Here is a 23950-nt window from a genome sequence, read left to right on the forward strand (position 1 = left end):
GGCGTGCCGAAGGTGATCATCCACAACCTCGAAGTCCGCATGCAGGTGGACGGCGACGACGGCGCGGTCTTCACCCGCCTGTTCAACAAGCACATCCAGGCCTGGGCGAGGCTGTACGAGGACGAGTGCGCCCGCGTCAAACACACCGCGGCCGAACGCGGCTTCGGCGACGGGGAGGGCCGGCCGTGAGCGTGACACCCGTGTCCTTCGCCCGCCAGGCCGGAGCCCAGGCCCGGCTGGAGATCGTCCGGCCGGTGATCGCCGACGAGCGCAAGCGGCGGATCCCGCTGCGGTTCAACCCGACCGACTACAAGCTGAGCAAGTCCAACACCTTCGCCGAGATCACCATCCCCGGCCTGGAGACACCGCCGCTCCAGTACGTACGCGGCGGCACGGAGACGCTCACCGTCCAGGCCCTGGTCGACACCTCCGACACACTGGAGAACGTACGGACCGCGTACGTCGACGCGCTGCGCAATCTGCTGCGCCCCGACAGCCGCGAACACGCGCCGCCGATCGTCCGGTTCGTCTGGGACGAAGAGGTCTTCACCGGTGTCGTGGAGAAGCTGGACGTGAACTACCAGCTGTTCCGGCCGGACGGTGTGCCCCTGCGGGCCATGCTCGACCTGTCGCTCAAGGAGTTCCGTACGGCCGCCGCACAGGTCGCCGGCACACCACGCTCCTCGCCCACGGTGGAGAAGAGCTACGTGGTGCGCCGAGGCGACACACTCAGTTCCATCTCCGCCGCGCTCTACCGGCGGCCCGACGCCTGGCGGGAACTGGCGCGTGCCAACGGGATCACCGATCCCCGGGACCTGCGGCCGGGCCGGGTACTGACCGTGCCCCGGCTGCCGTGAGGAGCGAGTGATGAGCACCCCCACGCCGGAAGTGGCCTCACCCGACCGGTACGCGCCCGAGTTCGAGGTCCGCATCGAGGGCCTGGAGATGGACCCGAGCACCAAGAACGACATCATCGACGTCAAGGTGAACCGGGACATCGACGAGATGTCGGGCTTCGACCTCACGCTGAACAACTGGGACGACGTCAACCTGAAGTTCAAGCACAGCGACTCGCCGCGGCTCAAGCTCGGCGGCCGGGTCTCGGTGCGGCTCGGCTACGCCGACAAGCTGCTCACCGTTGCCACCGGGACCATCAGCACGCTCAGCCCGAAGTTCTCCGACAGCGCGTCCCCCACCGTCCAGGTCAGCGGGGTGGACGGGCTGCTGCGGCTCAAGGACCGCAAGCCCGCCGAGAACGAGGTCAAGATCTACCGCAATCTGCCCGACTGGCGGATCGCGGAGCAGATCGCGCAGCGCAACCACCTGCGGATCGAGGTCACCAGGGAAGGGCCGACCCATGACCAGGTGGTGCAGAAGAACCAGGACGACGCGAGCTTCCTCATGGAACGGGCCAAGCGGCTCGACTTCGACTGCTACGTCCTGCCCGACCCGCAGTCCGGCGAGGACACGCTGTACTTCATCAGACCGACGGACGGCCGCGACGGCCGCCCGATCCGGGTGTACCGGCTGGCCTACGCTCCGGGACTGTCCACCGGACCCACCAGCCGGCCCGAAGGGCTGATCCCCAACCTGCTGGACTTCACCCCGACGCTGACGGTGTCCCAGCAGGTCGGCAAGCTCACCGTGCGCGGCTGGGACCCCCGTACCAAACAGCCGATCGCGTTCACCGCGACCGCCGAGAACCTGCCGGCCGGGCAGAACACGGCCGACGGGCAGAGCGGGCCGGAGGCCGCCGAGTCCACGCTGGGGGGCCGCCAGGACGTACTGGTCGACGCACCGGTCACCAGCGACCAGGAGGCCCGTGAGCTGGCGATCAGTCTGCTGCGCGAGCGCGCGTACGAATTCATCACGGCGACCGGCCGGGTGGCTGGGCTCCCCGAACTGCGGCCCGGCGACAACCTGGAGATCTACGGGCTCGGACAGCGGTTCTCCGGCACGTACTTCGTCAAGCGGGTCGAGCACACGCTCAACACCAGTGGCTTCTTCACCCAGTTCACCGCACGGCGGATCCACCAGGGGGACCAGTGACCACCAGGACCACGCCACGCGCCCGCTCCACCGACAAGCGGTACTACGGCGTCGTGGAAGCGCTCGTCGTGGAGAACGACGGCGACGACGAGGCGCGGGTCAAGCTCCAGTTCCCGTGGTTCGACCAGACGACGGTCACCGACTGGTGCCGGGTCGGTCAGCTGTACGCGGGCAACGGCTACGGCTCGGTGTTCGTCCCGGAGAAGGGCGACGAGGTGCTGGTCGCCTTCGTCCACGGGGACATGCGGTTCCCGATCGTCCTGGGCGGTCTGTACAACGGCCAGGACAAGCCGCCGACCGCCCGCACCGACGGGCGGGATCAGAAGATCATCCGGACCCGGCACGGTCACGAGGTGCTCCTCGACGACACGCGGTCCAAGGCCGCCGTACGGATCAAGTCCGCCGCCGGACATGTGGTGGAGCTGGACGACGAGGGCAAGGCGATCCGGATCACGGCGGCCGAGGGCGGGAGCGTGACCGTGTCCGCGCAGGGCGAGATCACCCTCAAGGCTCCGAAGGTCACCGTCGATTCGTCCGACATCGAGCTGGGCGCCGGAGCCACTGAGCAACTCGTGCTCGGCAACATGCTGGTCGGGCTGTTCAACGCGCACACCCACACCTGCCCCGCCGGGCAGTCCGCCCCGCCGGCCCCGCAACTCGGGGCCTCCGTACTGGCCAAGAAGGCGAAGACGGCATGAGCGAGGACTTCCTCGGAACCGGCTGGCGGTTCCCGATCCTGCCCGACGAAGCCGGGCGGCTCGGGTACGCCGTCGGCGAGCAGAGCATCGAGCACTGTCTGCGGGCGCTGCTTCTCACCGGCACCGGTGAACGCGTCATGCGGCCCGGATTCGGCACCCGGGCCCAGGAGTTGGTGTTCGCGCCCGGCAGTGTGCAGAACCTGCGCGACCTGGAGAACTCGGTCGCCGAGGCCGTCCGCACCCACGAACCCAGGGTGGAGCTGGAGGAGGTCCGCGCGGAGGCCGACCCGGCCGACGAATCACGGGTCACCGTCTCGGTCGTCTACCGCATCCGCCGCAGCAACACCAAGGCGAACCTGGTGTTCCCGTTCTACGTCGGCCTCACCGGTCTCACCGGGGGGACGCCATGACCGTGCCCGCGCCCAGACTGGACGACCTCACCTGGGACGACATGATGGCGGCCATCCGCCGCCGGATCCCCGCCGAGTCGGACGGCACCTGGACGCTGCACGCGCCCGCCGACCCCGGCGTCACCCTCCTCGAACTGTTCGCCTACCTCCTCGAACAGCGGCTGTACTGGCTCGACCAGGCGCCGGACGCGCTCGTGATCGCCGTGCTGCGGCTGCTCGGCCTCGACCCTCCGCGCCCCGCCCGCCCCGCGGCCACGGTGTTGCAACCGGCCGCCCGCACGGACACGGCCGCCGTCCCGGTCGTCCCCGCCGGAACGGCCCTGTCCCGCGACCTCATGGGCCGCGTCGTCTTCACCCTCGACGACGACGTCGCCGTGTTCCCGCTCGCCGAGGGCGGTGAGGTCACCGTATGGACCGACCGCGACCGTACGGCGGACCTGCGGGCCCGCCGGGACGTCACGCTCCTGGCGAGCGACGGCGCCCCGGCCCAGGCCCGTTTCACCCTGCCGCTCACCGGGGAGCTGCCGGCGCCCGGCCCGCTCAGCCTGCTCGTCGAACTGGCCGCGCCCGCCGCGTCCGCGCCGTCGTGGCTGCCCGGGGCGACGGCCGGGGTGCCGCCACCCGCGGAACTGACCTGGTCCTGGTTCCGGCCGGACTCCGACGTGGCGGGCGAGTTCGAGAAGGTCGAGGACGGTACGGCCGGGCTGCGGCGGTCCGGCGTCGTCCGGCTGCACCCGCCGCCTGGCTGGTCCACCCGCGACACCGGGCTGCTGGTGTCGACCCGGGCCGCGACCTACGCGGCCCCGCCCCGGCTCCGTCAGCTCGCCCTCAACGTGTCCGCCGCCCACCACCGCCTGCGACGCACCGCGCGCGGCACCGACCTGGCGGAGCAGATCACCGCCTGGCTCAAGCTGCCCGGCCAGCACCTCGTCCTGCCGGAAGCCGCCGGCCTGCTGCTGGAGGCGACCGTGCGCCTGGCGGGCGAAGTGTGGCTGCCGGTGCCGGACTTCACCTTCGGAGCGTCGGCCGACCGGACCTTCCTGATCGACCGGGAGGAGGGCGCGGTGGTGTTCGGCGACGGACTCACCGGACGCATCCCCCGGCCCGTCCCGGACGTGACCGACGACTACGTGACCGACGACTGCGTGAGCGTCGACTACGTCATCGGCGGCGGCCGGACAGGCAACGGCGGACGGACCGCGAACTGGCAGCCGGCCTGGGACGCGCCGGGAGAGCAGGGCGCGGTCTCGGCCGCCAACCTCGTACCGGCCGAGGGCGGCCAGGACCCGGAGACCGTCGCTGCGGCGCGACAGCGCGCGGCGGCGTCCCTGGGAGAGGTGACCCGCGCGGTCACCGCCGACGACTTCGTCACCCTCGCCCGTACGACACCGGGCGTCGCCGTCGCCCGCGCGTACCCGTCCCTCGGCGAGCACCCCGGCTTCCCCTGCTCCACGGTGCCCGGCGCGGTGACCGTCCACGTCGTCCCCTCGGTCCCACGGGACGACTTCACCAGGGAGGACTTCGTCGTCGCGCCACAGCCCGACCCGGGCACCCTGTGCGCGGTCGCCGCCCGCCTGGAGAGCGCGCGACTGCTCACCTCCGAGGTCTTCGTCCGCGCGCCCGCCTACCGCGAAGTGACGCTGCGCGTCGACCTGTCGGGCGACCCGGCCGACCGCACCCGCGTGTCCACCGTGGTCGGTATGGCACTGCGGCGCTTCCTCGACCCGCTCGTCGGCGGCGAGGAACAGGGCGGCTGGCCCTTCGGCGAAACACTGCGCCCCTCCGCCCTGCTGCGGGCCGCGCAGCGAGCGCTGGGCGACCTCGCGGACGTCGCCGCCGTGGCGATCGGCCTCGACGGGGCCGACGCGACCGAGGACTGCGACGAGGTGGAGCTGCGCGCCGGTGACCTGCCCGTCCTGCGGGCGGTCCGGATCCGGACCGTGCCCGCCGTCGAGCCGGGGGAGGGGCTGGTATGACCGGCGATGTGTGGTGGGAGCGGGACGCGCGGGGCGAGGACAGGCTCGTACCGGGCCCCGGACCGTCCGGCGTCCAGCCGGAGCTGACCGAGGCGACCCGTGAGGCGGTACGCGCCGACGTTCGCGGCCGGATCGCCGGATACACCCCGGACTGGACCGACCCCGACCGCCAGGACGCGGGCGTCGCGCTCGTACGTCTCTTCGGCACCCAGCTCGAACCAGTGCTCGGCCGCGTCAACCGGCTGCCGGAAAAGGTGCTGGCCGAACATCTGGCGACGGCGGGCGTACGACGGCACCCGGCCGGTGCGGCGGCCACGCTGCTCGAATTCACCGTGAACCCGCCGGACGGCACCTCCGTGCTCGTCCCGGCCGGTTTCCAGAGCGGGGCGTCGAGCCCGGCGGGCCAGGTGATCTACGAGACCGACGAGGACCTGTACGCCACACCGGCCACACTCGGCGCACTGGCCGTACAGGAGTCCGGAACACTGGAGACCCTGCCGCTGGGACCCGCCGGACCGAGCCGCCCCTTCGCGCCGTTCGGCCGGGACCCCGAGCCGGGCAACGGCCTGTGGATCGGCCTCGCCGGGACGGCCGCCGCCTACCCGCGGCTGTCCCTGGGCTTCGTGGTCGTCGCCGCTCCCCCCGCGCCGGCGGGCTCCGGCGAACTGGCCTCCGTACCGCTGCTGCGCTGGGACGTGCTGGACGGCACCCGGCTCGTACGCGCCGAGCTGATGCGCGACTCCACGGCCGGGCTCCGTGCCGGCGGCACCGTCGAACTGCGGGTCCCGCGCTCCTGGGCGCCCGGCAGCCCGCCCGGCTTCCGGCCGGGGCCCCCGCTGCGCTGGCTGCGCCTCCAGATCGCGCACGGCGCCTTCACCGGACCGGCGCCGGTGCTGTCCGGACTGCGGCTGAACATGGTCGCCGCCACGGCCGCCCGCACTGTCAGGGACGAACCGCTCCAGCCGATCCAGGACGCCGCGCGGACGGGCGGCAGCCGCATGAGGCTCAGTCAACTGCCCATCCTCACCGGCTCCGTGGTCATCGAGGTCGACGACGACACAGGCGGCGATGTGTTCGGCACCTCGACCGGTTCCTCGGCCGGCACCTCGACCGGTTCCCCCTCCCGATGGCGGGAAGTGGAGAGCCTCGCCGCGTACGGCGCCGACGACCGGGTGTTCACCGTGGACCACGCGACGGGCGAAGTGACCTTCGGGGACGGCGTCAACGGCACCGCCGTGCCGCCCGGGTTCCGTAACGTCCGCGCCCTCCGGTACCGCGTCGGCGGCGGCAGCGACGGCGCCGTACGCGCCGGTGCCGTCAACGGGGTGGTGACCGCGCTGCCGTTCGTCACCGGCGTCAACAACCCCTTCCCGGCCTCGGGAGGAACGGACGCCGAGTCCGACGCCGACACGATCCGCCGCGGCGTCGGCGAACTGCGGGCCCGCGGCCGGGCCGTGGCGCCCGCCGACTACGGCCTGCTGGCCACCCGGGCGCCCGGCGCTTCCGTGGCCCGCGCCCAGGGGGTGCCCGGCCTGCACCCCGATTTCGCCGGGGTGCCCATCCCCGGCGTCGTAGGAGTCTTCGTCGTACCGGCCGCGGCGCCCGGCGACGACCCCGGCGAACCACCGGTGCCCACAGCGGCCGCACTGCGCGCCGTCGCCGACCACCTGACCCGCGAGGTCGCCCCCGCCGGAGTCACGGTGATCGCCGCCCCCGCGCGCTACCGGCGGGTCGCCGTGGAGTCATGGGTCACCCTCGACCCGGACCACGACCGCGCCGCCGCCCTGGCCAGGGCGGGCGACGCGGTGCGCGCCTACCTGGATCCGCTGACCGGCGGGGAGAACGGCGCCGGCTGGCCTTTCGGCGGCGCGCTGCGGCACTCCGCCCTGGTCCGCAGGCTGCTCGCGGTCGACGGAGTCCTGGCCGTGTCACAGCTCTCCCTCAGCGTCGACGGATTACGGCTGCCGCCCTGCACCGACCACGCGATCGGCCCCCACACCCTCGTCTGGCCGGAACGCCCGCTCCTGATCCCCGTAGATCCTGTCCGGCCGGTCTTCGCCGGGCCCGCAAGACCGACCGGACAGACCCTGGGAGACCGGCCATGACGTGTGCACCGCACAACGCGACCTTCCGTCTGCTGGACGCCTACGCCGGCTGGGACGAACTCACCGGCGAGGACGGCGAGTCGGGGACGGACGGCATCGTCGGATTCGAGGACCCGGACGGCATCCGGCTGGCCTTCCGGGGCTCCGAGCCGCAAGGCCCCACGAGAGCCCGGCTGTTGCCGTGGTTCCCCGACGCACATCTCGCCCCTGGATGCGGGCCGTGCGCCTGGTACCTGCTCGTTCCCGACGGGCCGCGGCTGCTGCGCCGCGACATCTGCACCGGCGACTGGGTCCCCGTATGGCAGCCCGGCCGCGGCACCGGCCCGCTGCGCGCGCCCGTCTCCGTCGCCGCGCGCGGACACCGGCTCGCCGTCGTGGAGACGGACCGGGTGCTGGTGTGGCGCCGCGACGGCGAACAGCTCTCCGGTGTGATCAGGGTCCACCGGCCGAGCCTGGCCGCCCCGGCCCCCGAAGACGAGGTCCTGGTGGCCTGTCAGGGCACCACCGACCTGCGCCGGTACGACTCGGCGGGCGGTTTCCGCGGCGCGCTCCGCACCGGCGCGCACGGCGAGATCATCGGACTGCGCACCGGACCGGACCGCACGATCTGGCTGCTCACCGACGACGGCGAACGGCTGCGGATCCACCGGGGCGGCCGCCACCGCCCGTTCCGTACGGTCACTGACGACGAACTGGCCGCGGCCCTGCCGCCGTCCACGCTCACCTCGGTGGACGAGGACGGGTTCTGCCTGCGGGACAAGGGCCCCGGCACCGACGTGACCAGCTGCTACACCTGGCAGGGCCTGGCGCGTGCCACCACACCACCGGCGACCACCCCCTACGTGAGTGACGGGTCCTATGTCACGGCCCTGATCGACAGCGGCATCTCGCGCTGCCGCTGGCATCGAGTACGGGTGGAGGCCGACGTGCCCACCGGTACGGCCGTCGCCGTGCGGATCATGGTCTCCGAGGACGGACGGTACGACGAGAGCGACTGGCAGACATCGGCCCCCGGCGCCATGGACTTCCTCGTCGACCAGCCGCCCGGCCGCTTCCTGCGGCTATGGCTGCGGCTGTCGGGCGACGGCGGCGCGACCCCGGTCGTCCACCGGATCCGGCTGGACTTCCCCCGGGTCACCAGCGCCGACCTGCTGCCCCCGGCCTTCCGTCAGGACCCCGCGGCCGACGACTTCACCGAGCGCTTCCTGTCGCTGTTCGACTCCTCGCTCGCCGATCTCGACCGGGTCATCGAGCGGTATCCGGCGCTGCTCGACCCGGCCGGCGTGCCGGACCGGGTGCTGCCGTGGCTGGCCGGTCTGCTGGGCCTGTCGTTCGAGGCGGGATGGGACGCGAAGACGCGGCGCGCGCTGCTGGCCGCCGCCCCGGAGCTGTACCGGCGCCGCGGCACGTCGTGGGCGCTGGGCGAGGCCGTACGCATCGTGTTCGGGTTGGCCCCGGTGATCGACGAACTGGCGCGGGACCGCCGGTGGGCGCAATTGCGCGACATCGTCGGCGGCACCGGGCCGGGCCTTGGCTCCGTACGGCTGTTCGGCCGGTCGGCGAGCCGGTTCCGGGTCGGCGGATCGGAACTGGGCGCGGCGCCGCTGCGCGCGTTCGGCGAGCCTGACAACGACCCGCTCACCGCGCACGCGCACCGCTTCCGCGTACTTCTGCCCGCCGGCGCGGCGGACGAGAGCGCGCTGCGGCGGCTGGTGGAGAGGCAGGCGCCCGCGCACACGGTGGGGTCGGTCCGGACCGGCGGCGCGGGCTTCGTGGTCGGCTCACGGTCCACGGTGGGCGTGGACACCGCGTTCGTCCCGCTGCCGCCACCCGTGCTGGGCGGCGACCACCCGCTGCGGCTGAATCGCGACGGGGTGCTCAGACCAGGACCAAGAGGATGGCGCCAAGGGGTCGGAGTGGGAGTCGTCTCCGCCGTCGGCGTGCATACGCGAGTGTGGTGAAAGGACCGTGCGATGACGGAGACAGGGACAGGACCGACGGAGGCGTTCGACACGCCGCCACTGCGCAGGCTGCGGTACTTCCACGGCCAGAATCTGGGCGCCAGGGACTTCCAGCGTGAACAGGAGTACTTCCGCGAGAAGTTGAAGCTGCGCATGCGCTCCCTGCTCGGCTACGGGGTGGTGTGCGGCCTGTACGTACGGCCGGTGCGGCATCACGACGACTGCCCACCGGACCACCACGAGGTGGCGGAGGACACCGAGGGCACGGAAGGGAGCGCGGAGCGCGGGCGGCGCAGGGCCGAAGTGAGACTCACCCCCGGTCTCGCCGTGGACTGCGACGGCAACGAGGTCGTGGTCCGGGGCGGCTGTGTGATCGACCTGTGGAAGGCGCTTCCCCGGGACGAACGGGACACGGACACGGTCTGGATCGGCGTCGAGTACGCCGAGCGGCCCGTCGAGCCCACTCGAGCCGTCTACAACGACGCCTGCGCGGAGACCTCCGACTGCGAGTACGGCTGGACGGAGGAGTGCTGCACGGTACGCGTCACCGGCTGCGAGCCGCCGGCGGACGAACGCTGCGACACCTGCTGTTCCCGGTGCGAGCACAAGACGCTGTGGCTGGCCAGGATCGACTGCGTGGACTGGTACGAGCCGGTGCGCGCGGACCAGATCCACATGAACATCCGCCGCCCGTTCGGCACACACGTGCCCACGGTGATCACCGGAATCAACTGGATCCACGGACACACCTACACGGTCGACGAGGCCAAGGCCCTGCTCGGCACCCAGGACGAGGACGGCGGGCTCGTCGTGCGCTTCTCCGACGGCGTCCGTACGGACACGCTGCGACGCGGCGTGGTGGAGATCCAGGTGATCGAGGGCGGCAGCGGACGCAACGCCTCCACCTGGTACATGGGCGGCGCCTTCGCCGACCCGCACGTCGAATCCGATACCGGATCAGCCGCTGAACCGGCGGCCGACGCGACCACCGAATCGACCGGATCACACAGATTCACCCGGGAGTTCCGCTACCGCCAGACCACACGCGAGACGCTTCAGGACGGCGACCGCGTCCTTGTCACCGTCCGCGCCGCGTTCCTCCTCGACCGCTGTTGCCGTCCGGTCGACGGCACCCACGTCGGCGGACGCGTACCGACCATCGACACCGGGGCGACCGGGGCGACCGAGGTGGAAGGGCGGCGCGGCTGCGACCTCCCGCCGTCCGGCATCGGGCCCTGGACGTCCGGCACCGGCTCGGGCGGAGACGTCTTCGAGAGCTGGTTCTTCGTGAAGGAGCGCTGATCATGGGAACAGACTGCGGTTGCGGCTGCGGTGGTGACGCCACCCGCACCTCCGCCTTCGTACGCCCCCGCTTCTTCGCCGGACAACTGCTGACCGAGGACGATCTGGGCCTGCTGGTCGACTATGTGACGGCGAAGAGCAGACTGCACAACCGCTCCCTGTACGGGCCGGGCGTCGTCCGCGGCCTCGGCGTCACCTGCGACCCCTGCGGGGGCGGCACCGTGGCGGTGCACCCCGGACACGCCTTCGACTGCGCGGGCAACGACATCGTGGTGTCCTGCACCGAACGGGTCGATGTACGGGCACTGGTGCGGGAACAGCGCGTCAGCGGCCTCGGCGTCGACTGCGGTGACCCCTGCGACGACGACGGGGAGCGCCGCTACGGCCTCTTCGTGCGCTACCAGGAGCTCTCCGTCGACCCGGTGGCGCCGTACGCCACGGAAGAGCCCTGCCCCACGCCGGGATGCGTGCCGTCGAGGATCCGGGAAGGGTACCGATTCCTCGTCAAGCACGGCGACTTCGAGGACCACCGGCACAACCCCGGCACCACCCTCCTGGCCGGCCTCGGCAGCCCCGCGCAGGCCGACCAGGCCCGGACCCGCGACCGGCGGCTCGGGCACTATGCCGACGCCATGTTCGCCGCGTCGCTCTCCACGGGCCGGACCATCGCCTTCGAGGCGGCCGACAACAAACGGTTCACCGACGGCCTCGACTGGCTGCGTCAGAACGCGGGCGGAGAAGGGCCGCCCCCGCCGCAGACAGTCCCCGAGATGACCGATCACGTACGCGCACTGGCCAGTGCCGTCGCCCGGTTCGACACCTACGACGCCGCCGGACAGACCCAGTTGAAGAAGGACTACCCGCGCCTCGCGGAGGTCCAGGACGCCCGCGGCGTGCTGGGCGCCGCGTGCGGGCGCCTCAAAGGCGCCGACATGGAGGCGGCGTGGCCGGACCCGCTGCGCCGTACGATCGCCCGCGCGGTCGTCACCGAGTCCGCGGCCCGCGTCGTACCCGAACGGGGAGCCCCGGACGCGCAGCTGGAAGTACGCATGCTGGCCCAGGGCACACCGCTCGGTCACGCGCTCCAGGTGGAGTTCCGCGCCGACCTCGCCCTGATGCGCGAGTGGCTCCTCGGCCGCCTCGACCGGGCCACCGGGCTCGGCGACTGCGCGCTGCGCCCCTACGTCGCCGCCATCGACGTACCGCCGCTGCTGCCGCCCCCACCGGCGGACAGCGTGGAGCCGACGACGATCGCCGACCTGCGGCAGATCGCCGAAGCGGCCGAGAAACTCTCCCTCGCGGTACGCCGGTTCGTGACCGACGCGGCATGCGCCACGCTCAACCCGCCGTGCGACGACTGCACCGACACCGACGTCCTGCTCGCCGAGGTGGAACTGGACGGCTGCGACGTCGTACGGATCTGCTCCGCGAGCCGGGAACAGGTGCTGCCGGGCGGATCGGCGTACGGCGAGTGGCTGCCCAAGCTCTACCGGCTGCGCGAACTGGCCGGGCGGGTCTGCTGCCGGCCTCTGCCGGGCCACCACAGACCCGACCTCCCGGCCCAGGGCCCGGTGCCCCGCCCGTACGCCGACGGGCTCCTCGCCGACTGGCCGCGCACCGGCGACCTGGAGGAGATGTTGTCCCTGCTGCTCACCCCCGCACCCGGGGAGACGCCGCCCAAGGCCCTGCACGAGCAGGTCTACACCACACCCAGCGAAGTGACCGACAGCATGCAGGAACTGGGCATGCTCAGGACGCAAGTGGCCGATCTGACCGCCGTCCTGGAAGGGCTGCGCGCACAACTGGGCAGCGCCCAAACGCAGATGAGCCGCCTGGAGGAGCAAGTTCCGGAACGGCTCGGGTCCCGGCTCGCGGAACTCGAAGGCGCACCGGGGGACCAGTCGGCCGAGTCCGCCGAGCCGCCCGCGGCGGAGCCGGCCGAACCCCCGGCGGCCAAACCTCCGGCGGCCAAGCGCGCCCGGTCGCCCCGGAATCAGAAGCCCGGTGAGACGCCATGACCGGCCCGCTGCGCCCCGCCTTCCACGAGGGCCAGGTACTGGCCGCCGCGGACCTGTCGGCCTCGGTGGAGTACGCGCGTTCTCTGACCACCCTGCACGCGCGGCATCTGCACGAGTGGGGCATCGCCGAAGGCCTCGGTCTGGTCACCGCGAACCGCACCGACCCGCGGACCAACGCCCGCTTCGTGGAAGTGAGCGTGTCGCCCGGCGTCGCGATCGACGGGACGGGCCGTCAGGTGGTCCTCACCGAACCGGTCGTCCTGCGCGAGAGCGGCTTCGAAGAGGTCAACGGGGCCGACCAGCCGACGGACGATCCCTACCCCGTCTTCCTCACCGCGGCCGACCGCGAACCGGCCACGTCCCCCCGGCCGGACTCCTGCGCGGGCGCCGCCACGAAGACCCGGGTGGAGGAGTCGTACCAGATCCTCTTCGGACGCCTCGGCGACGAACTGCTGGTCGCCGACCAGCAGCCGCCCGCGATCGGCGCTCCCCCGGCCGACCCACCGGCCCGCTGGCTCGTCCTGCTCGGCTATGTCCGGTGGACGGACGGTCACTTCAGCGGCATCGAGACCACCGCACGCGGGGTCGCGGTGCGCCACGCCGGTGTCCGCGCGGACACCGTCTCGGCCCGGTCGGGCGCGCTGACCCTGCGTACCGGCCAGGCCGTCCAGGAGGGCGGACCGGTGCTGGTGCTGACCGGTGGCGACCCGCCCAGTCTGGTCTTCGGCCTGTACCAGGGCGGCGGCACGATCGCGCCGCTGATGACCGTGGCGGCCAACGGCAACCTGGTCATCGAGGGCAGCTTCAGCGGCCGGATCTCGGCGGGCACCACACTGGTCACCTCCGGGACGGCCACCGACGGCATGCTCCTGCCGCTGCCTTCCGGAGTCAGCGCGGAACAGGTCGCCGACGGCCGGGTCGTCGTCCATGTCCACCTGACCCCGCGCGTACCGCCGACCCCGGCGGGCACGACGCTGTACAGCCCGGTGGAGACCGGCGTGGACAGCGACCGCAGAGTCCGGTGCCGGGCACGTCTGTACGACCCTGTCATGGCGCCGGGCGAGGTCGTCGAACGGCCGGGCACGGTCGACTTCCTCGTCCTGGCCACGGTCGCGGCGACGAACGGTGGTGGCTGACGATGGCTCTGTCCGTGGTGTACGCGGCCGACACCGGCCATGTGGTCGGCGCGCTCGCCCTGACCGGCGCGAGCACCCTGCCCGATGTGGCCTCGCTCGTCGGACCCGCACTGCCGCTACGCGTATCCCTGGGCGCGGGCAGGACCGCGACCCTCCCGCTGAACGCCAGGGAACTGGCCGTGGCGGCGGCGGACGACGAACCGGGCGCCCTCGCCGATCCGCTGGCCTACGCGGTCGAGCTGACGGCCGAAGCGCCCCCCAGACCCAAACCCACGCTGCTGCGCCTCGCGACATGGAAGGACGGGCTGGCACTGGCGACGGACGGCCTCGCCATCACCCTGCCCTTCGCGAGGAACAGCCTGATCAAAGTGGTCGCGCTGGTCTCCGACGAGCAGGACACCCATGTGCTCGCCGGGGAGATCCCGGCGGGGGAGACCACGGTCAAACTGCCGGTGACCCTGGCGGCGGCGAGCGAACACGGTGTCCTGGTTCTCGCGGGTGGCTGGGCAGGCCGCCTGGAGAAGGCGAAGGTGCTGTGAACACGCCCACCGCGCGGACCACCGGAGAGATCACGGTGCACCACTGCACCGTGACGGTGGTCCGCCGCGGCGGGTGGAGCTGGGGACCCGATCCACGCGCTGTGGTGGACGAAGTGATCGGCAGTCTCCCGGAGTTGCTGGCGGACCACTTCGCGGAGCAACTGGCGGGCGACGGGCCGGACATGGAGATCACCGAGCCGATGACCGTCACCGTCAGGCCGGGCAGGCCCGGGTGGACCGGTCCCGGCCGGATGCCCGTCGAAGTCCACTTCGCACCGGCGGAGATGGTGGAGATCTCCGCCGACGCGTCCGCCGCAGGCGCCCCCGTCGCCGGTGCGGAGGCGTTCGAAGGGTTCTTCGAGAGGTCGTTCGAGGAGTCCTTCGGGGTGGCGGTACGTCCATGGCCCGCACCGTCCGTCGCCGCGCTCTTCGCGGAACTCGCCGAGCGGAACGAACTGGACGCGCTCCTCGCACTGTTGCCGGACGACTCGGTCCGCGTCTATCTGCTGGCCCTGCTCGGCGACGGTAACGGTAACTGCGGTGCTGACGGTAACGGCAGCGCTGACGGTGATGGTGACGCGACGGCAGGCCGGCTGCTCGCGGAGCTTGCCGGACGCGCCCTCCTCAACACGTCGACCGAGGAGATGCCCGCCGCACTGCGCGGACTTCTGCGCGGGGACCCTCCGGATGGTGACACCACCGCCCTGGCGCGCCTGTTGACCGAGTACCTCGCGACGGCGGACCGGAACTCCCTGTGCGACCCCTCCGACCTGTCCGACCCGTCCGGTCGGTCCGGCTCCTTCGCCGAGGAGCCGTCCCCGGCAACGGGCGGCGCCCTCGTACCCCGTACGACCGGCGAGGTACGGGTCTGGTCCGCGCTGCCCTTCCTGCTCGCCGGACCGCTGGCCCGGATCGGGTATCTCGACGCGATCGGGCCCGCCCTGGCCGGCCTCGAACTCGCCGAGGAAGCGCCCCTGTTCGCGGCGGCCCTGGCGTACAAGGTCCTGGGCGTGACCGGACGCGGCTGGCGCCGGACCGAACAGGACAGCGAGGCCGCGGCGGCCTTCGCCGGTCTTGGCTCGCCCGTACCCGAGGACCGGCTGACCGGCTTCGCCCGCGTCGCGGCGCCCGCGTTCCCCGTCCTGGACGGTGTCCTGGCGCTCTCGGTGTGCCGCGGCCACGACCCCGCCGCCCCTCTGCTGATCACCGGGGCCGAGGACCGGCTGCTCCTCGCCGACGCCCAGGGCATGTTCCCGATCGCCTGGGCGGCCACCATCCGGGACCTGCTGCCGTACTGGCAGGCGTGCGGCCGGCCGTACGTGCTGATCTGCGACGGCCCCCTGCCCACCGGATCCCTGGGCGAACTCGCCACGGCGGGTGTGCCGTTCATGACCGGCATCCGGCCGCTGCGCGGCGATCCGGTGACACGGCTGCCCTGGCGCACCCCCCTGTGGAAAGCGCCGGGCGCGCGCGTGGACGTACGGCTGGCCGCGGAACTGCCCGGCCACACCGCCCGCCTCACCGACCTGGTCACCGTCCTCGCCGTCGAGCGCCGGGCGGCACCGCTCGCGCGGGACGGCGGCCTGGAACGTACCGTCACCCTCGCCGCGGCACTCGGCCTGAGCACCCTCGCCTGGACGCTCTGGCGCGACCGGGAGACACCGGATCCGCTGCTGGCCCTGAGCAGGTTCGCCGATCTGGACGCCACCGTCCGGTTCGAGCCCACGGCCGTACGGGTACGAGTCCCGTTGGGCCGGCGACACACGGACCTGCTGCGCGGCGGACTGCTCGCCGACGTTCCCGATGTGGTGTGGCTGGGCGGCCGGACCCTGACCTTCTCGGGCGGGTGAGGGGGATGAGCGGCATGAGCGGTACGGGCGAACCGGCGGTGGAGCACCTGCGGATACGCCTGGCCGACGTACACCGGGCGCTGCGCACCGCGGTCGAGCGGCAGGCACGGATCGCCGGGCTGCTCACCAGGCCCGACCTCACGCCGTACTGCGTGACCGACGAACAAGTCGACGTCCTGCTCGCCGAGGTGCACGCCTTCACCGACACCATGGCCGAGCCGTACGCACCGGAGCAGCCGGAGCCGGAAGCCGAACGCGACCTGCGGCGGCGCGCGGCGGCCGAAGGACTGACCCTGCCGCTGGACGCGCTCGCCACCCGGTTCGGCCTGACCCGCGCGGACCAGGACGCCCTGCTGCTCACCGCCGCGCCCGAACTGGACCGCGGCTACGAGCGGATCTACGCGTACATCGTGGACAACCTCAACCGGCGGCTGCCCTGCGTGGAACTGCTGGTGACGGTCGGCGCCGACAACGCGGCGCGGCGGCTGGCCCGGCGCCGCGCCCTCGGCCCGGCCGGAGCGCTGCGCCGCTACGGCCTGCTGCGCCCGCACGGCGACGCCCCGGTCGAACTCGCCCAGGAACTGGTCCTCGGGCCCGGCGTGCTGGAGTTCCTGCTGGGCTGGGGCGGAGACGTCGGCCTCCTCGGCCACGACCCCGGCGAGGTCGTACAGCCCGGACCGCGCGTGCTCTCCCCGTATCTGTCCTCGGACCGGCTCGTGCGACTGGGCCGCGCGCTGGGCTCGGGCGACATCGATCTGGCCGGGCTGTGGGGCTGCCCGCCCGACGGCCAGCTCGACGCCGTACAGGCACTGGCCCGAGCGGCGGGGGCACCACTGCGGACCCTGACCTCCGACCCCGAGGCCGACCTGCGGACGGCCGCGGCGCTGGGCACCGTGCTGTGGATTCCCACCGACGGCCTGCACGGCGAGGCGCACCGGCAGGCGGCCGAGGCGGTCTCCGCCGTCCTGCTCCGGTCGCGGGCACCGGTCTGCCTGACCGGCCTCAGGCCGTGGCGCCCGGCGGGCCTGCTCGCCGTACGCGCGTACGCCGAACTCACCGTGCCCGTACCGGATCTGCCCGACCGGCGGGCGATGTGGTCGTCGGCGCTCCCGGACCTGAACGGCCCCCTCCTGGAGGACCTCGCCGTCCGGTACCGGATGAGCGGCGGCGAACTGCGCGCCGTGGCCTCGGTCGCGGGCGCCGGGGCCCGCCTCGCCGGCAAGGGGCACCCGGAGCCGGTCGCCGACCATGTCCGCCCCGCCATCGCCACGGTGACCAGAGGGCGCGGTGGCAGCACCGTCCAGTCGATCGTGCCCCGCCGGACGGCCGACGACCTGGTCCTGCCCGACGCGCAGTTCAACCAGATCCTGGAGATCGCGTCCGCCGCCCGCGCATGGCCACGGGTCGCCGAGGCATGGGGATTCGCCCGCCGCTCCGCGCACGGCGGGGTGAAGGCGCTGTTCACCGGCGAGCCCGGGACGGGCAAGACGATGTCGGCCGAGATCGTCACCGGCATGCTCGGCCTGGAGCTGCTCAAGGTGGACCTGGCGCAAGTGGTCTCCAAGTGGGTCGGGGAGACGGAGAAGAACATGGAGGAGGCGTTCCGGCAGGCCGAGGAGAGCCACGCGGTCCTGCTGTTCGACGAGGCCGACGCCCTGTTCGGCAAACGCGGCGAGGTCAAACACGGCACGGACCGGTACGCCAACCTGGAGGTCGGCTACCTCTTGCAGCGCCTGGAGGCCAGCGACGGGCTGGTGATCCTGACGAGCAACCTCAAGGACAACATCGACCCGGCGTTCACGCGGCGCTTCCACTTCGTGGTCCACTTCCCCCGCCCGGCCGTCCCCGAGCGCCGCAGGCTGTGGCGCCTCGCGTTCCCGCAGGAGGCCCCGCTCGGCCCCGACGCGGACCTGGACGTCCTGGCCCGCCTGGACATGACGGGCGCGGCCATCGCCGCCGCCGCCCGCACCGCCGCGCTGTCCGCGGCGGACGCCGACGCCCCAGCGATCGGCATGCGCCACATCGTGCGCGGCGTGACCCGCCAGTACCAGCGCGAGGCCCGCCTGCTCCGCCCCTCCGAACTTGGCCCGCACGCCCATCTGCTCGACGACGGATCACAGGGGTGACGCCGATGCTGCCCACGGAACCTCCGCTCTCGCTCCACCGGCTGGTGGCGCCCACACCACCGGCCCGGGTCCAGGACAGCGGGACCGCGGCCGTCCCCGTTCAGCAGCGGCCCGCGGCCACGGCCGAGGCCACGCCCGTCGCGGCCCACGCGAAACCGCCGACCGCTCTCGAACACATGCTTCTGGTGGGCCAGAACCAGGTGGGCAACGCGGCGGTGGCGGGCGCGGCGGCCCGGACGAGCCCTGTCACGCCTCCGGTGGTGGTCGTGGCCCCGGCATCGAAGCCGAAGGCCGTTCAGTCGCCCTGACGGTCGGCCGCCTGCCGTTGGAGTTCCCGGACCCGCTCCAGGGACTCGTTCGCCTGCTCCACTTCCTCGTCGTCCACCGAACCGGCTCCCCAACTCGACGGCGCGCGCTGCTCACCCTCAAGCCGTCGCACCGCCCTGGCATGCTCGGAGTACAGGAACTTCAGCAAGGACTCCCCACAGTCCAGGGCGCTGCCGGCGTGAGATGACTGAAAGAGACCGAAGACCGTCGAGCGGCCTGCGCGCAGCTCACTGAGCCGATAGCACACGACCTGGTCCTCCTTGCCAATCGCGACAGCGGGAACGCGGAAGAGTGGCATCAGATCGGGGTCCTCGGCCAGGAGCCGCAGTTCGGTGTCGATCATGCTGTTGAGCGTGGTCGCCGGACCTCCTCGGGCGGGTGGGATGGCCAGCTGCCAAGGCTGGTTGGTGAAGCGGGCACGCAATCGCAGCCGCCACAGCCCGCCCTCGACGACAACGAAGATCTCCTTGGGGAACCTCACGCCGTAGCATTCGCGCAGCACCTGCTGCGGGACGAGCCCGGTCTCGTACAGCGCCTGTGCCAGCTGGGTCATCGACGCGTAGTCGTCGCGTGACGCCTCTGCCCGCAGTCGGTCGATGGCCCTCGCAGTCACCCTCGTCCTCCTCGTTTCCGTGGCTTCGTGACCGCGTCCAGTTCTCTTTGGATACGGTGCCAGAGACCGGTCAACTCTGGAGCGGTCATCGCCGAGATGATCTCCTTCGTCGTCTCGTGCGCCCGCTCGATGGCCTGCTTGTAACGCTCGTTCTGCGCGGCGTCGCTCGTGACCATGGTCTCGACGTTGCTCTCGAGTTTCCTCAGATGCCGACTGACGGCAGGGCTGTCGTAGGTCAGCTTCGGGTTGTCCGCCATCAGCATGGCGACGTCCTCGACATGGACGAAGATCTTGGTCTGTAGCTCGTCCCTGACTTCCTGGCTCAGTCCGCGAGTGGCACGGTAGAACTCCCTGGCCAGGGTATGGGCGCTGGCGTTCGACTGCGACTGGATGATGAGCGCGTACATCCGGTGGCTTACACGAATGGCCTCCTCCCACCTTTTTCCGCGCATCCTCCCCTTGGCGGCCCGGCGTACGCTCTCCGCCCTGACGGTGAGGCCGCGGGTGAGGTCGCGCGGCAGCGGGCTCGTGCTGGTGCTCGCCTCAGGCGCGTACACCACGGCGAAATCCGTGCCGAAGATCTTCATCAACTGGTTCCGGAAGTTCCGGCCCTCGGCGCCGCCAACTCCAAAGAGTTTCCCTTGGTTACGCGCGTTGTCTCCGGCCTCAAGCAGCGCGCGGGTCCTGGCGTTCTGGAAGATTCCCCCGGAATGGTCCTTGTCCCAGGCCTTGATGAGCATGTTCGGCTCGGTCGGGTAGAGCATCTGCGGATACTTTTCGGCGATGGCGACCCGGATGGCCCGGTCCAGGCGGTTGGCCAGCAGCGTCAGCTGCTTCGCGCGAGGATCGGCTTTCCTGCCCCAATCGAAGTCCTCGAAGTGGTAGCCGCCGATGGTGAGTAGCGGGTGCCTGTCCATCTCGGAGAGCACCTTCTCGTACGCGCGCAGGACTCCCACCCCGCTGATGGCGGCAGCGCCGGTGTCGGCGTCCTGGCTCACGATGTGGACCTGACGGTTCACCGCCTTGAGGATCTCCACCGCCGCCCGGGTGTGTTCGGAGCGCATGACCTCTTCGCGGAAGAGGCCGTAGGGAAGTGCGTCCTTGTCGCGCAGGCCCTTCTCGTTGGCTTCGGCGCGCCTCTTGTTGCGGGAGTTCAACCGCTGGTATGACGCCCGCACCGCGTCAATGCCCACCGGTGCGTCGGTCTTGACGTTGACCCATCTGGGCGTCCAGACGAAGCCGAACACCGCCATCCGGAGTTCCGGCCGCCGACCGACGCTGTTGATGGCGCCCGTGATGGAATTGTCCCCCTGCGGGTTGAGTCGCTCGAACGTGTTGATGCCGATCACGACGGCGGTCCTTGCCTCAGCCAGGTCCTGGGCGTGCTTGGCTCCCGTGCCCTCCCATGCCTTGTCGAGGTACCGGAGTGCCACGGTCGGGTTCTTCCGGATCTCGTCGGGGATGGCCGCCATGTTGACGACGAAGCCGATCCAGCGGTCGTTCCTTTCCATGTCCATGGGCTGTGTGATCGCATGCAGCTGCACGACTGCGTGTGGGTGCCTTTCGATACTGATGGGCTTCCTGGCCTTGCCGATCTTGTAGGGGAAGATGTCCCTGTACGACGTGCGCTTCTTGGGGTTGATGGCCACCGTGATGAAGTACCTGCCGGGGGCCGCCTGTTCCAGCAGGATTTGGTTGAGGCGGTGCCGCGTTTTGATGGCCGGAAGTCCCCGCCGTACGCTCTCCTCTGTTGCCCCTTCCGCATCCAGCAGGCGTGTCGCGTCGCGAACAGCGGCATCGAGAGCGCGCTGCATGTCCTTCTTGGACCGCTTCTCGGGGCGCTTCCTCTTCCGGTCCGGCTTGGCCCCGCGCCTGGGCCGTTTGTCCTTGCGGCGCTTGCGGGACCTGTCCGGGCGACGCCTGCCGGGCCGTTTCCGGTCCGGCCCGCGCCTCGCCGGCTTCGCCGCGGGCTTCTTCCTGGGTTTGATCTTCGCCCAGAGTTTCTTGACCAGGCCGACGATCTTGTCGATGACCCAGTCGACGGCGCGGTTCACGGGGGCGGCCAGCTGCTGGAAGATCTGCCGGACCTTGCCCGCGATACCGCCGATGCCCAGGATCGCCGCCAGGGCGCCGATGAGTACGGGGATGGAGCGGGCCAGGGCTCGTTCGATCATCGCGGGGACTCCGCCGGTGCCGCCGCGGGCGATGGCGATGACCGCGTCGAGAACCGAGTTGACGAATTCGATGATCTGGCGGGCCTGGGTGACGATGAACCGGACGATGTCGATGATCATCTTGCAGGCGCGGACGAACGCCGACGCGGGGTTGAGCAGAGAGAGGATCCAGGTGATGCCCGCGAGGACGACGGTCGGCGTCAGGTACTTGATCAGCCGGTCGACCAGGTCCTTCTTCAGGTCGCCGACGCGGCTCCTCAGATCGTCCCAGGCACCGGCCACGCCCTGACGTTTGACCGCCGAGACCAGCGGTACAGCCGTCTCGGCCGCGCTCACGGCCTGTTCGGGCACCTTGCGTACGAGGCGTGAGCGGATGTTCTGCCAGCTGATCCCGAGCAGTGAGGCGATCATCAGCAGGATTCCGCGTATGTCGAACTTGGCGGGGATCTGCACGCCCGCGGAGGAGCCGACCCCCAGCAGCCAGGTCAGCACGCCCTGTTGCATGTGCTTGCCGACATTCTTCTTGAACAGTTCCAGTCCGCCGCCCACGGCGCTGACCAGTTTGCCGAGGAAGCCGATCGGGTCGGTCAGGATCATCCCGATCGCCTGTACCGCCTTGCGCAACACGCCCATCAGGAGGTTCTTCAGCTCGTTGATGGCCTGGATGGCGCCGGCGATCGCGTCCTTGGCCTTGTTGACCAGCCCCTTGTTCTTCTCCTTCTCCGCGGCGATCTCCTTGTCGACCTCCTTGACCGCGTCGGTGTACTTGGTGGCCAGGGTGTCGACGAGTTCGGTGCCCTTGTCGTTGACGGTGTCGCGCAGCTCGTCGAACTTGTCGGCGAACTCGCCCGCGGCCTGCCGGCCGATGGCCTGGAGGTCCTTGGGCAGCTTGTCCACCGCCGACCTGAGCTCTTTGCGGCCGTCGGCGATACGGTCCTTGGCCCGGCGCAGTTCGCGCTCCACGGTGCCGGCGATGTCGGTGATCACCTGTCGCATCGCGGTGAGGTAGTTGGCCTTGGCCCGTTCGTAGACGCGGTTGGCTTCCTCGGGCAGGTCGGCGAACAGGTCCTTGACCCAGCGGGCCTTGCCCGCCCAGCCGGAGTAGCGCCGGTCCTTGTACTCCTCCATCCCCTGTTCGTGTTCACGGGTGAACTGGTCGCGTGCGCGTTTCTCCCCCCGCGTGAACTCGGTGTCGACCGTGGCGTCCAGATCGGAAAGGATCTTCTCGACATCGGCCTTGGTCTTGTCGAACACCTGCTGGAGCAGCGCGGTGACCGTGACCCGCTTCTCCTCGTCGCTGCCCTTGGCCCGGCCTTTGCCCGCGGTCACCTGTCGGCCGGTGTCAACGCGCGTGCCGGCCATGGACGTCATGGCGGCCGGCCCGACCACTGCCGCGTTGTTCCTGACCGACTTGTTCTCCTCGGCCTCGGCGCCGCGCAACGCGCGGGGGGCTGTGGCCGAGTGCTTGTCCATCGTCTTCTTGCTGGCCAGCGCGGCCTTGAACGTCGGTTCGTTGGAGCGGGCCAGCTGCTTTTCGGTGACCTTCGCGTCGGCCATTTGCCGGTTGACCTGTTCGGGGCCGGCGGACATGTCGGTGGCCGAGGCGGGCAGTGTGTCGGGCACCGCATGGTTGGCGTTGGGCCCGGCGGGTTTGCCCGGTGGCCGGTCCGACTTCAGCGGGACCACGGGTTTGGCGTCCGGTGCGGGCTGGGGTGGTTGCGCGGTGGTGTCGGCGATCTCCTGTGCGGCGCTCTCTCTGCCTTCGCCGACCTTGCCCTGGACCTCCTGCTTGACCTCCTCAGCCTTGCCCGAGTCACCGAACTTGTCAGCCTCGTCAAGGTTCTTGGGCGCACGGTCCGCGATGGCTTTCTCCACCGCCGCGACGAAGGCGTCCTTGTTGAACTCCTTGGGCTGAGCGGCGTCCATGTCCTCGGCATGGGCGGCCTTGCCCCGTGCCTCCTGGTCGTCCGCGGGCGGAACTGCCGCCTCCTGCGCCGCGGTCGCCTCGGTCCGGGCGGGCGGATGACTGGTGCCCACCATCCGCTTCTTGGCGGCCACATCCTTCTTGAGCGCCTGGAACTTCGGATCGGCCCCCGGCGATCGGTGTCCGCCAGCCTCTGTCTTGCCCTTGGTCTTCTCGGGCCGCTGCTCGGTGGACGTATCGGCCCGGCCCCGCTCCTGTGCGTCCGGGGCTGTCGCGGGCGGCGTCTTCGCCTTGACCGCGACAGGCCGTGTCCCGGCCGCACGGGCCGCCCCGACTCTGGGTTGTTTTGTGCCGGGCGCCACCGGCCCGCGAGGTGCGGCGACGGCACCACTCGCGACCGCCGCGTTTCCCACCGTCCCCTGACCGGCCAGGCCCTGCAAGGCCGGGAACCCCTGCCCCGGCAATCTCGGCGCACCCGGCGGCAGACTGTTCAAGGCCGCCGTCGTCGCCGCGTTCCCCACCAGGGGCAGCGCCATCCCCGCATCGGCCGTCCCCGGAAGGGAGACTCGCCCGCTGCCACGCCGAGTGTTCGTCTGGGCCGGCCGCCGCGTGTCCGTTGCCCGTAACGCCATCGCCGGAGCAGGAGCGGACAACGGTGGCCTGGGGGCTTTCGCTGGCGGAGGCATCCGACGCGTCCTCTGATCGTCAGGCGGGGCAGGACGCGCTCCTGGCAGGCGACGCT

17 protein-coding genes are annotated in these 23950 nt (G+C 71.5%); 15 read left to right on the forward strand and 2 right to left on the reverse strand.

Annotated elements, in window-relative coordinates; genetic code table 11:
• The first annotated feature begins 3 nt into the window (after positions 1 to 3).
• Genes ACIOJD_RS14690 through ACIOJD_RS14760 form a run of 15 tightly spaced genes read left to right on the forward strand, consistent with a single transcriptional unit; the run spans position 4 to position 18478 of the window.
• Positions 4 to 189: a putative phage tail protein gene (locus ACIOJD_RS14690; RefSeq protein ID WP_401912735.1), complete on the forward strand. Its 186-nt coding sequence runs from the start codon at positions 4 to 6 to the stop codon at positions 187 to 189.
• Positions 186 to 857 (forward strand): LysM peptidoglycan-binding domain-containing protein, encoded by a 672-nt coding sequence (locus tag ACIOJD_RS14695; protein ID WP_401886676.1) that lies wholly within the window; start codon positions 186 to 188, stop codon positions 855 to 857. The genes ACIOJD_RS14690 and ACIOJD_RS14695 overlap by 4 nt, the downstream gene beginning before the upstream one ends.
• Before the next feature lie 10 nt (positions 858 to 867).
• Positions 868 to 2049 (forward strand): phage late control D family protein, encoded by a 1182-nt coding sequence (locus ACIOJD_RS14700; protein WP_401912737.1) that lies wholly within the window; start codon positions 868 to 870, stop codon positions 2047 to 2049.
• Positions 2046 to 2747 (forward strand): phage baseplate assembly protein V, encoded by a 702-nt coding sequence (locus tag ACIOJD_RS14705; RefSeq protein ID WP_401912740.1) that lies wholly within the window; start codon positions 2046 to 2048, stop codon positions 2745 to 2747. Before ACIOJD_RS14700 ends, ACIOJD_RS14705 begins: the two co-directional genes overlap by 4 nt.
• Positions 2744 to 3157: a GPW/gp25 family protein gene (locus ACIOJD_RS14710; protein WP_401912742.1), complete on the forward strand. Its 414-nt coding sequence runs from the start codon at positions 2744 to 2746 to the stop codon at positions 3155 to 3157. The genes ACIOJD_RS14705 and ACIOJD_RS14710 overlap by 4 nt, the downstream gene beginning before the upstream one ends.
• The gene (locus tag ACIOJD_RS14715; protein ID WP_401912744.1) at positions 3154 to 5133 is read left to right on the forward strand and encodes a putative baseplate assembly protein; all 1980 of its coding nucleotides are present in this window, start codon (positions 3154 to 3156) and stop codon (positions 5131 to 5133) included. Before ACIOJD_RS14710 ends, ACIOJD_RS14715 begins: the two co-directional genes overlap by 4 nt.
• Positions 5130 to 7238 (forward strand): putative baseplate assembly protein, encoded by a 2109-nt coding sequence (locus ACIOJD_RS14720; RefSeq protein WP_401912746.1) that lies wholly within the window; start codon positions 5130 to 5132, stop codon positions 7236 to 7238. Before ACIOJD_RS14715 ends, ACIOJD_RS14720 begins: the two co-directional genes overlap by 4 nt.
• Complete coding sequence (locus ACIOJD_RS14725; protein WP_401912748.1) at positions 7235 to 9199, forward strand: phage tail protein; 1965 nt, start codon at positions 7235 to 7237, stop codon at positions 9197 to 9199. The genes ACIOJD_RS14720 and ACIOJD_RS14725 overlap by 4 nt, the downstream gene beginning before the upstream one ends.
• 12 nt (positions 9200 to 9211) lie before the next feature.
• Positions 9212 to 10501 carry a hypothetical protein gene (locus ACIOJD_RS14730; protein WP_401912750.1) on the forward strand — a complete coding sequence of 430 codons (1290 nt, stop codon included), beginning with the start codon at positions 9212 to 9214 and terminating at the stop codon, positions 10499 to 10501.
• 2 nt (positions 10502 to 10503) lie between these two features.
• Complete coding sequence (locus ACIOJD_RS14735; protein WP_401912752.1) at positions 10504 to 12519, forward strand: hypothetical protein; 2016 nt, start codon at positions 10504 to 10506, stop codon at positions 12517 to 12519.
• A complete protein-coding gene (locus ACIOJD_RS14740; protein ID WP_401912755.1) occupies positions 12516 to 13655 on the forward strand; it encodes a hypothetical protein in 1140 nt (379 codons plus the stop codon). The genes ACIOJD_RS14735 and ACIOJD_RS14740 overlap by 4 nt, the downstream gene beginning before the upstream one ends.
• Before the next feature lie 2 nt (positions 13656 to 13657).
• Positions 13658 to 14194, forward strand: a complete 537-nt coding sequence (locus tag ACIOJD_RS14745; RefSeq protein WP_401912758.1) for a hypothetical protein — start codon at positions 13658 to 13660, stop codon at positions 14192 to 14194.
• The gene (locus tag ACIOJD_RS14750) at positions 14191 to 16044 is read left to right on the forward strand and encodes a hypothetical protein (RefSeq protein ID WP_401912760.1); all 1854 of its coding nucleotides are present in this window, start codon (positions 14191 to 14193) and stop codon (positions 16042 to 16044) included. The genes ACIOJD_RS14745 and ACIOJD_RS14750 overlap by 4 nt, the downstream gene beginning before the upstream one ends.
• A gap of 5 nt (positions 16045 to 16049) precedes the next feature.
• Positions 16050 to 18170: an ATP-binding protein gene (locus tag ACIOJD_RS14755; protein WP_401912763.1), complete on the forward strand. Its 2121-nt coding sequence runs from the start codon at positions 16050 to 16052 to the stop codon at positions 18168 to 18170.
• 5 nt (positions 18171 to 18175) lie between these two features.
• Positions 18176 to 18478 carry a hypothetical protein gene (locus ACIOJD_RS14760; protein WP_401912766.1) on the forward strand — a complete coding sequence of 101 codons (303 nt, stop codon included), beginning with the start codon at positions 18176 to 18178 and terminating at the stop codon, positions 18476 to 18478.
• Here ACIOJD_RS14760 and ACIOJD_RS14765 read toward each other — a convergent pair.
• Together ACIOJD_RS14765 and ACIOJD_RS14770 are read right to left on the reverse strand one after the other, a co-directional pair.
• Positions 18466 to 19110, reverse strand: a complete 645-nt coding sequence (locus tag ACIOJD_RS14765; RefSeq protein ID WP_401912769.1) for a hypothetical protein — start codon at positions 19108 to 19110, stop codon at positions 18466 to 18468. The two genes, ACIOJD_RS14760 and ACIOJD_RS14765, sit on opposite strands and share 13 nt — an antisense overlap.
• The gene (locus ACIOJD_RS14770; RefSeq protein WP_401912771.1) at positions 19107 to 23744 is read right to left on the reverse strand and encodes a hypothetical protein; all 4638 of its coding nucleotides are present in this window, start codon (positions 23742 to 23744) and stop codon (positions 19107 to 19109) included. Before ACIOJD_RS14770 ends, ACIOJD_RS14765 begins: the two co-directional genes overlap by 4 nt.
• Positions 23745 to 23950: the final 206 nt, after the last annotated feature.

The sequence above is a fragment of the Streptomyces sp. NPDC088116 genome, from assembly GCF_044741745.1.
Lineage (GTDB): Bacteria > Actinomycetota > Actinomycetes > Streptomycetales > Streptomycetaceae > Streptomyces.

Bases quoted from the DNA above. Each gene is read 5' to 3' on its own strand.
- ACIOJD_RS14700 (WP_401912737.1), top strand. From the start codon at position 868: ATGAGCACCCCCACGCCGGAAGTGGCCTCACCCGACCGGTACGCGCCC.
- ACIOJD_RS14710 (WP_401912742.1), top strand. From the start codon at position 2,744: ATGAGCGAGGACTTCCTCGGAACCGGCTGGCGGTTCCCGATCCTGCCC.
- ACIOJD_RS14715 (WP_401912744.1), top strand. From the start codon at position 3,154: ATGACCGTGCCCGCGCCCAGACTGGACGACCTCACCTGGGACGACATG.
- ACIOJD_RS14720 (WP_401912746.1), top strand. From the start codon at position 5,130: ATGACCGGCGATGTGTGGTGGGAGCGGGACGCGCGGGGCGAGGACAGG.
- ACIOJD_RS14725 (WP_401912748.1), top strand. From the start codon at position 7,235: ATGACGTGTGCACCGCACAACGCGACCTTCCGTCTGCTGGACGCCTAC.
- ACIOJD_RS14730 (WP_401912750.1), top strand. From the start codon at position 9,212: ATGACGGAGACAGGGACAGGACCGACGGAGGCGTTCGACACGCCGCCA.
- ACIOJD_RS14735 (WP_401912752.1), top strand. From the start codon at position 10,504: ATGGGAACAGACTGCGGTTGCGGCTGCGGTGGTGACGCCACCCGCACC.
- ACIOJD_RS14740 (WP_401912755.1), top strand. From the start codon at position 12,516: ATGACCGGCCCGCTGCGCCCCGCCTTCCACGAGGGCCAGGTACTGGCC.
- ACIOJD_RS14745 (WP_401912758.1), top strand. From the start codon at position 13,658: ATGGCTCTGTCCGTGGTGTACGCGGCCGACACCGGCCATGTGGTCGGC.
- ACIOJD_RS14755 (WP_401912763.1), top strand. From the start codon at position 16,050: ATGAGCGGCATGAGCGGTACGGGCGAACCGGCGGTGGAGCACCTGCGG.
- ACIOJD_RS14760 (WP_401912766.1), top strand. From the start codon at position 18,176: ATGCTGCCCACGGAACCTCCGCTCTCGCTCCACCGGCTGGTGGCGCCC.
- ACIOJD_RS14770 (WP_401912771.1), bottom strand. From the start codon at position 23,744: ATGGCGCTGCCCCTGGTGGGGAACGCGGCGACGACGGCGGCCTTGAAC.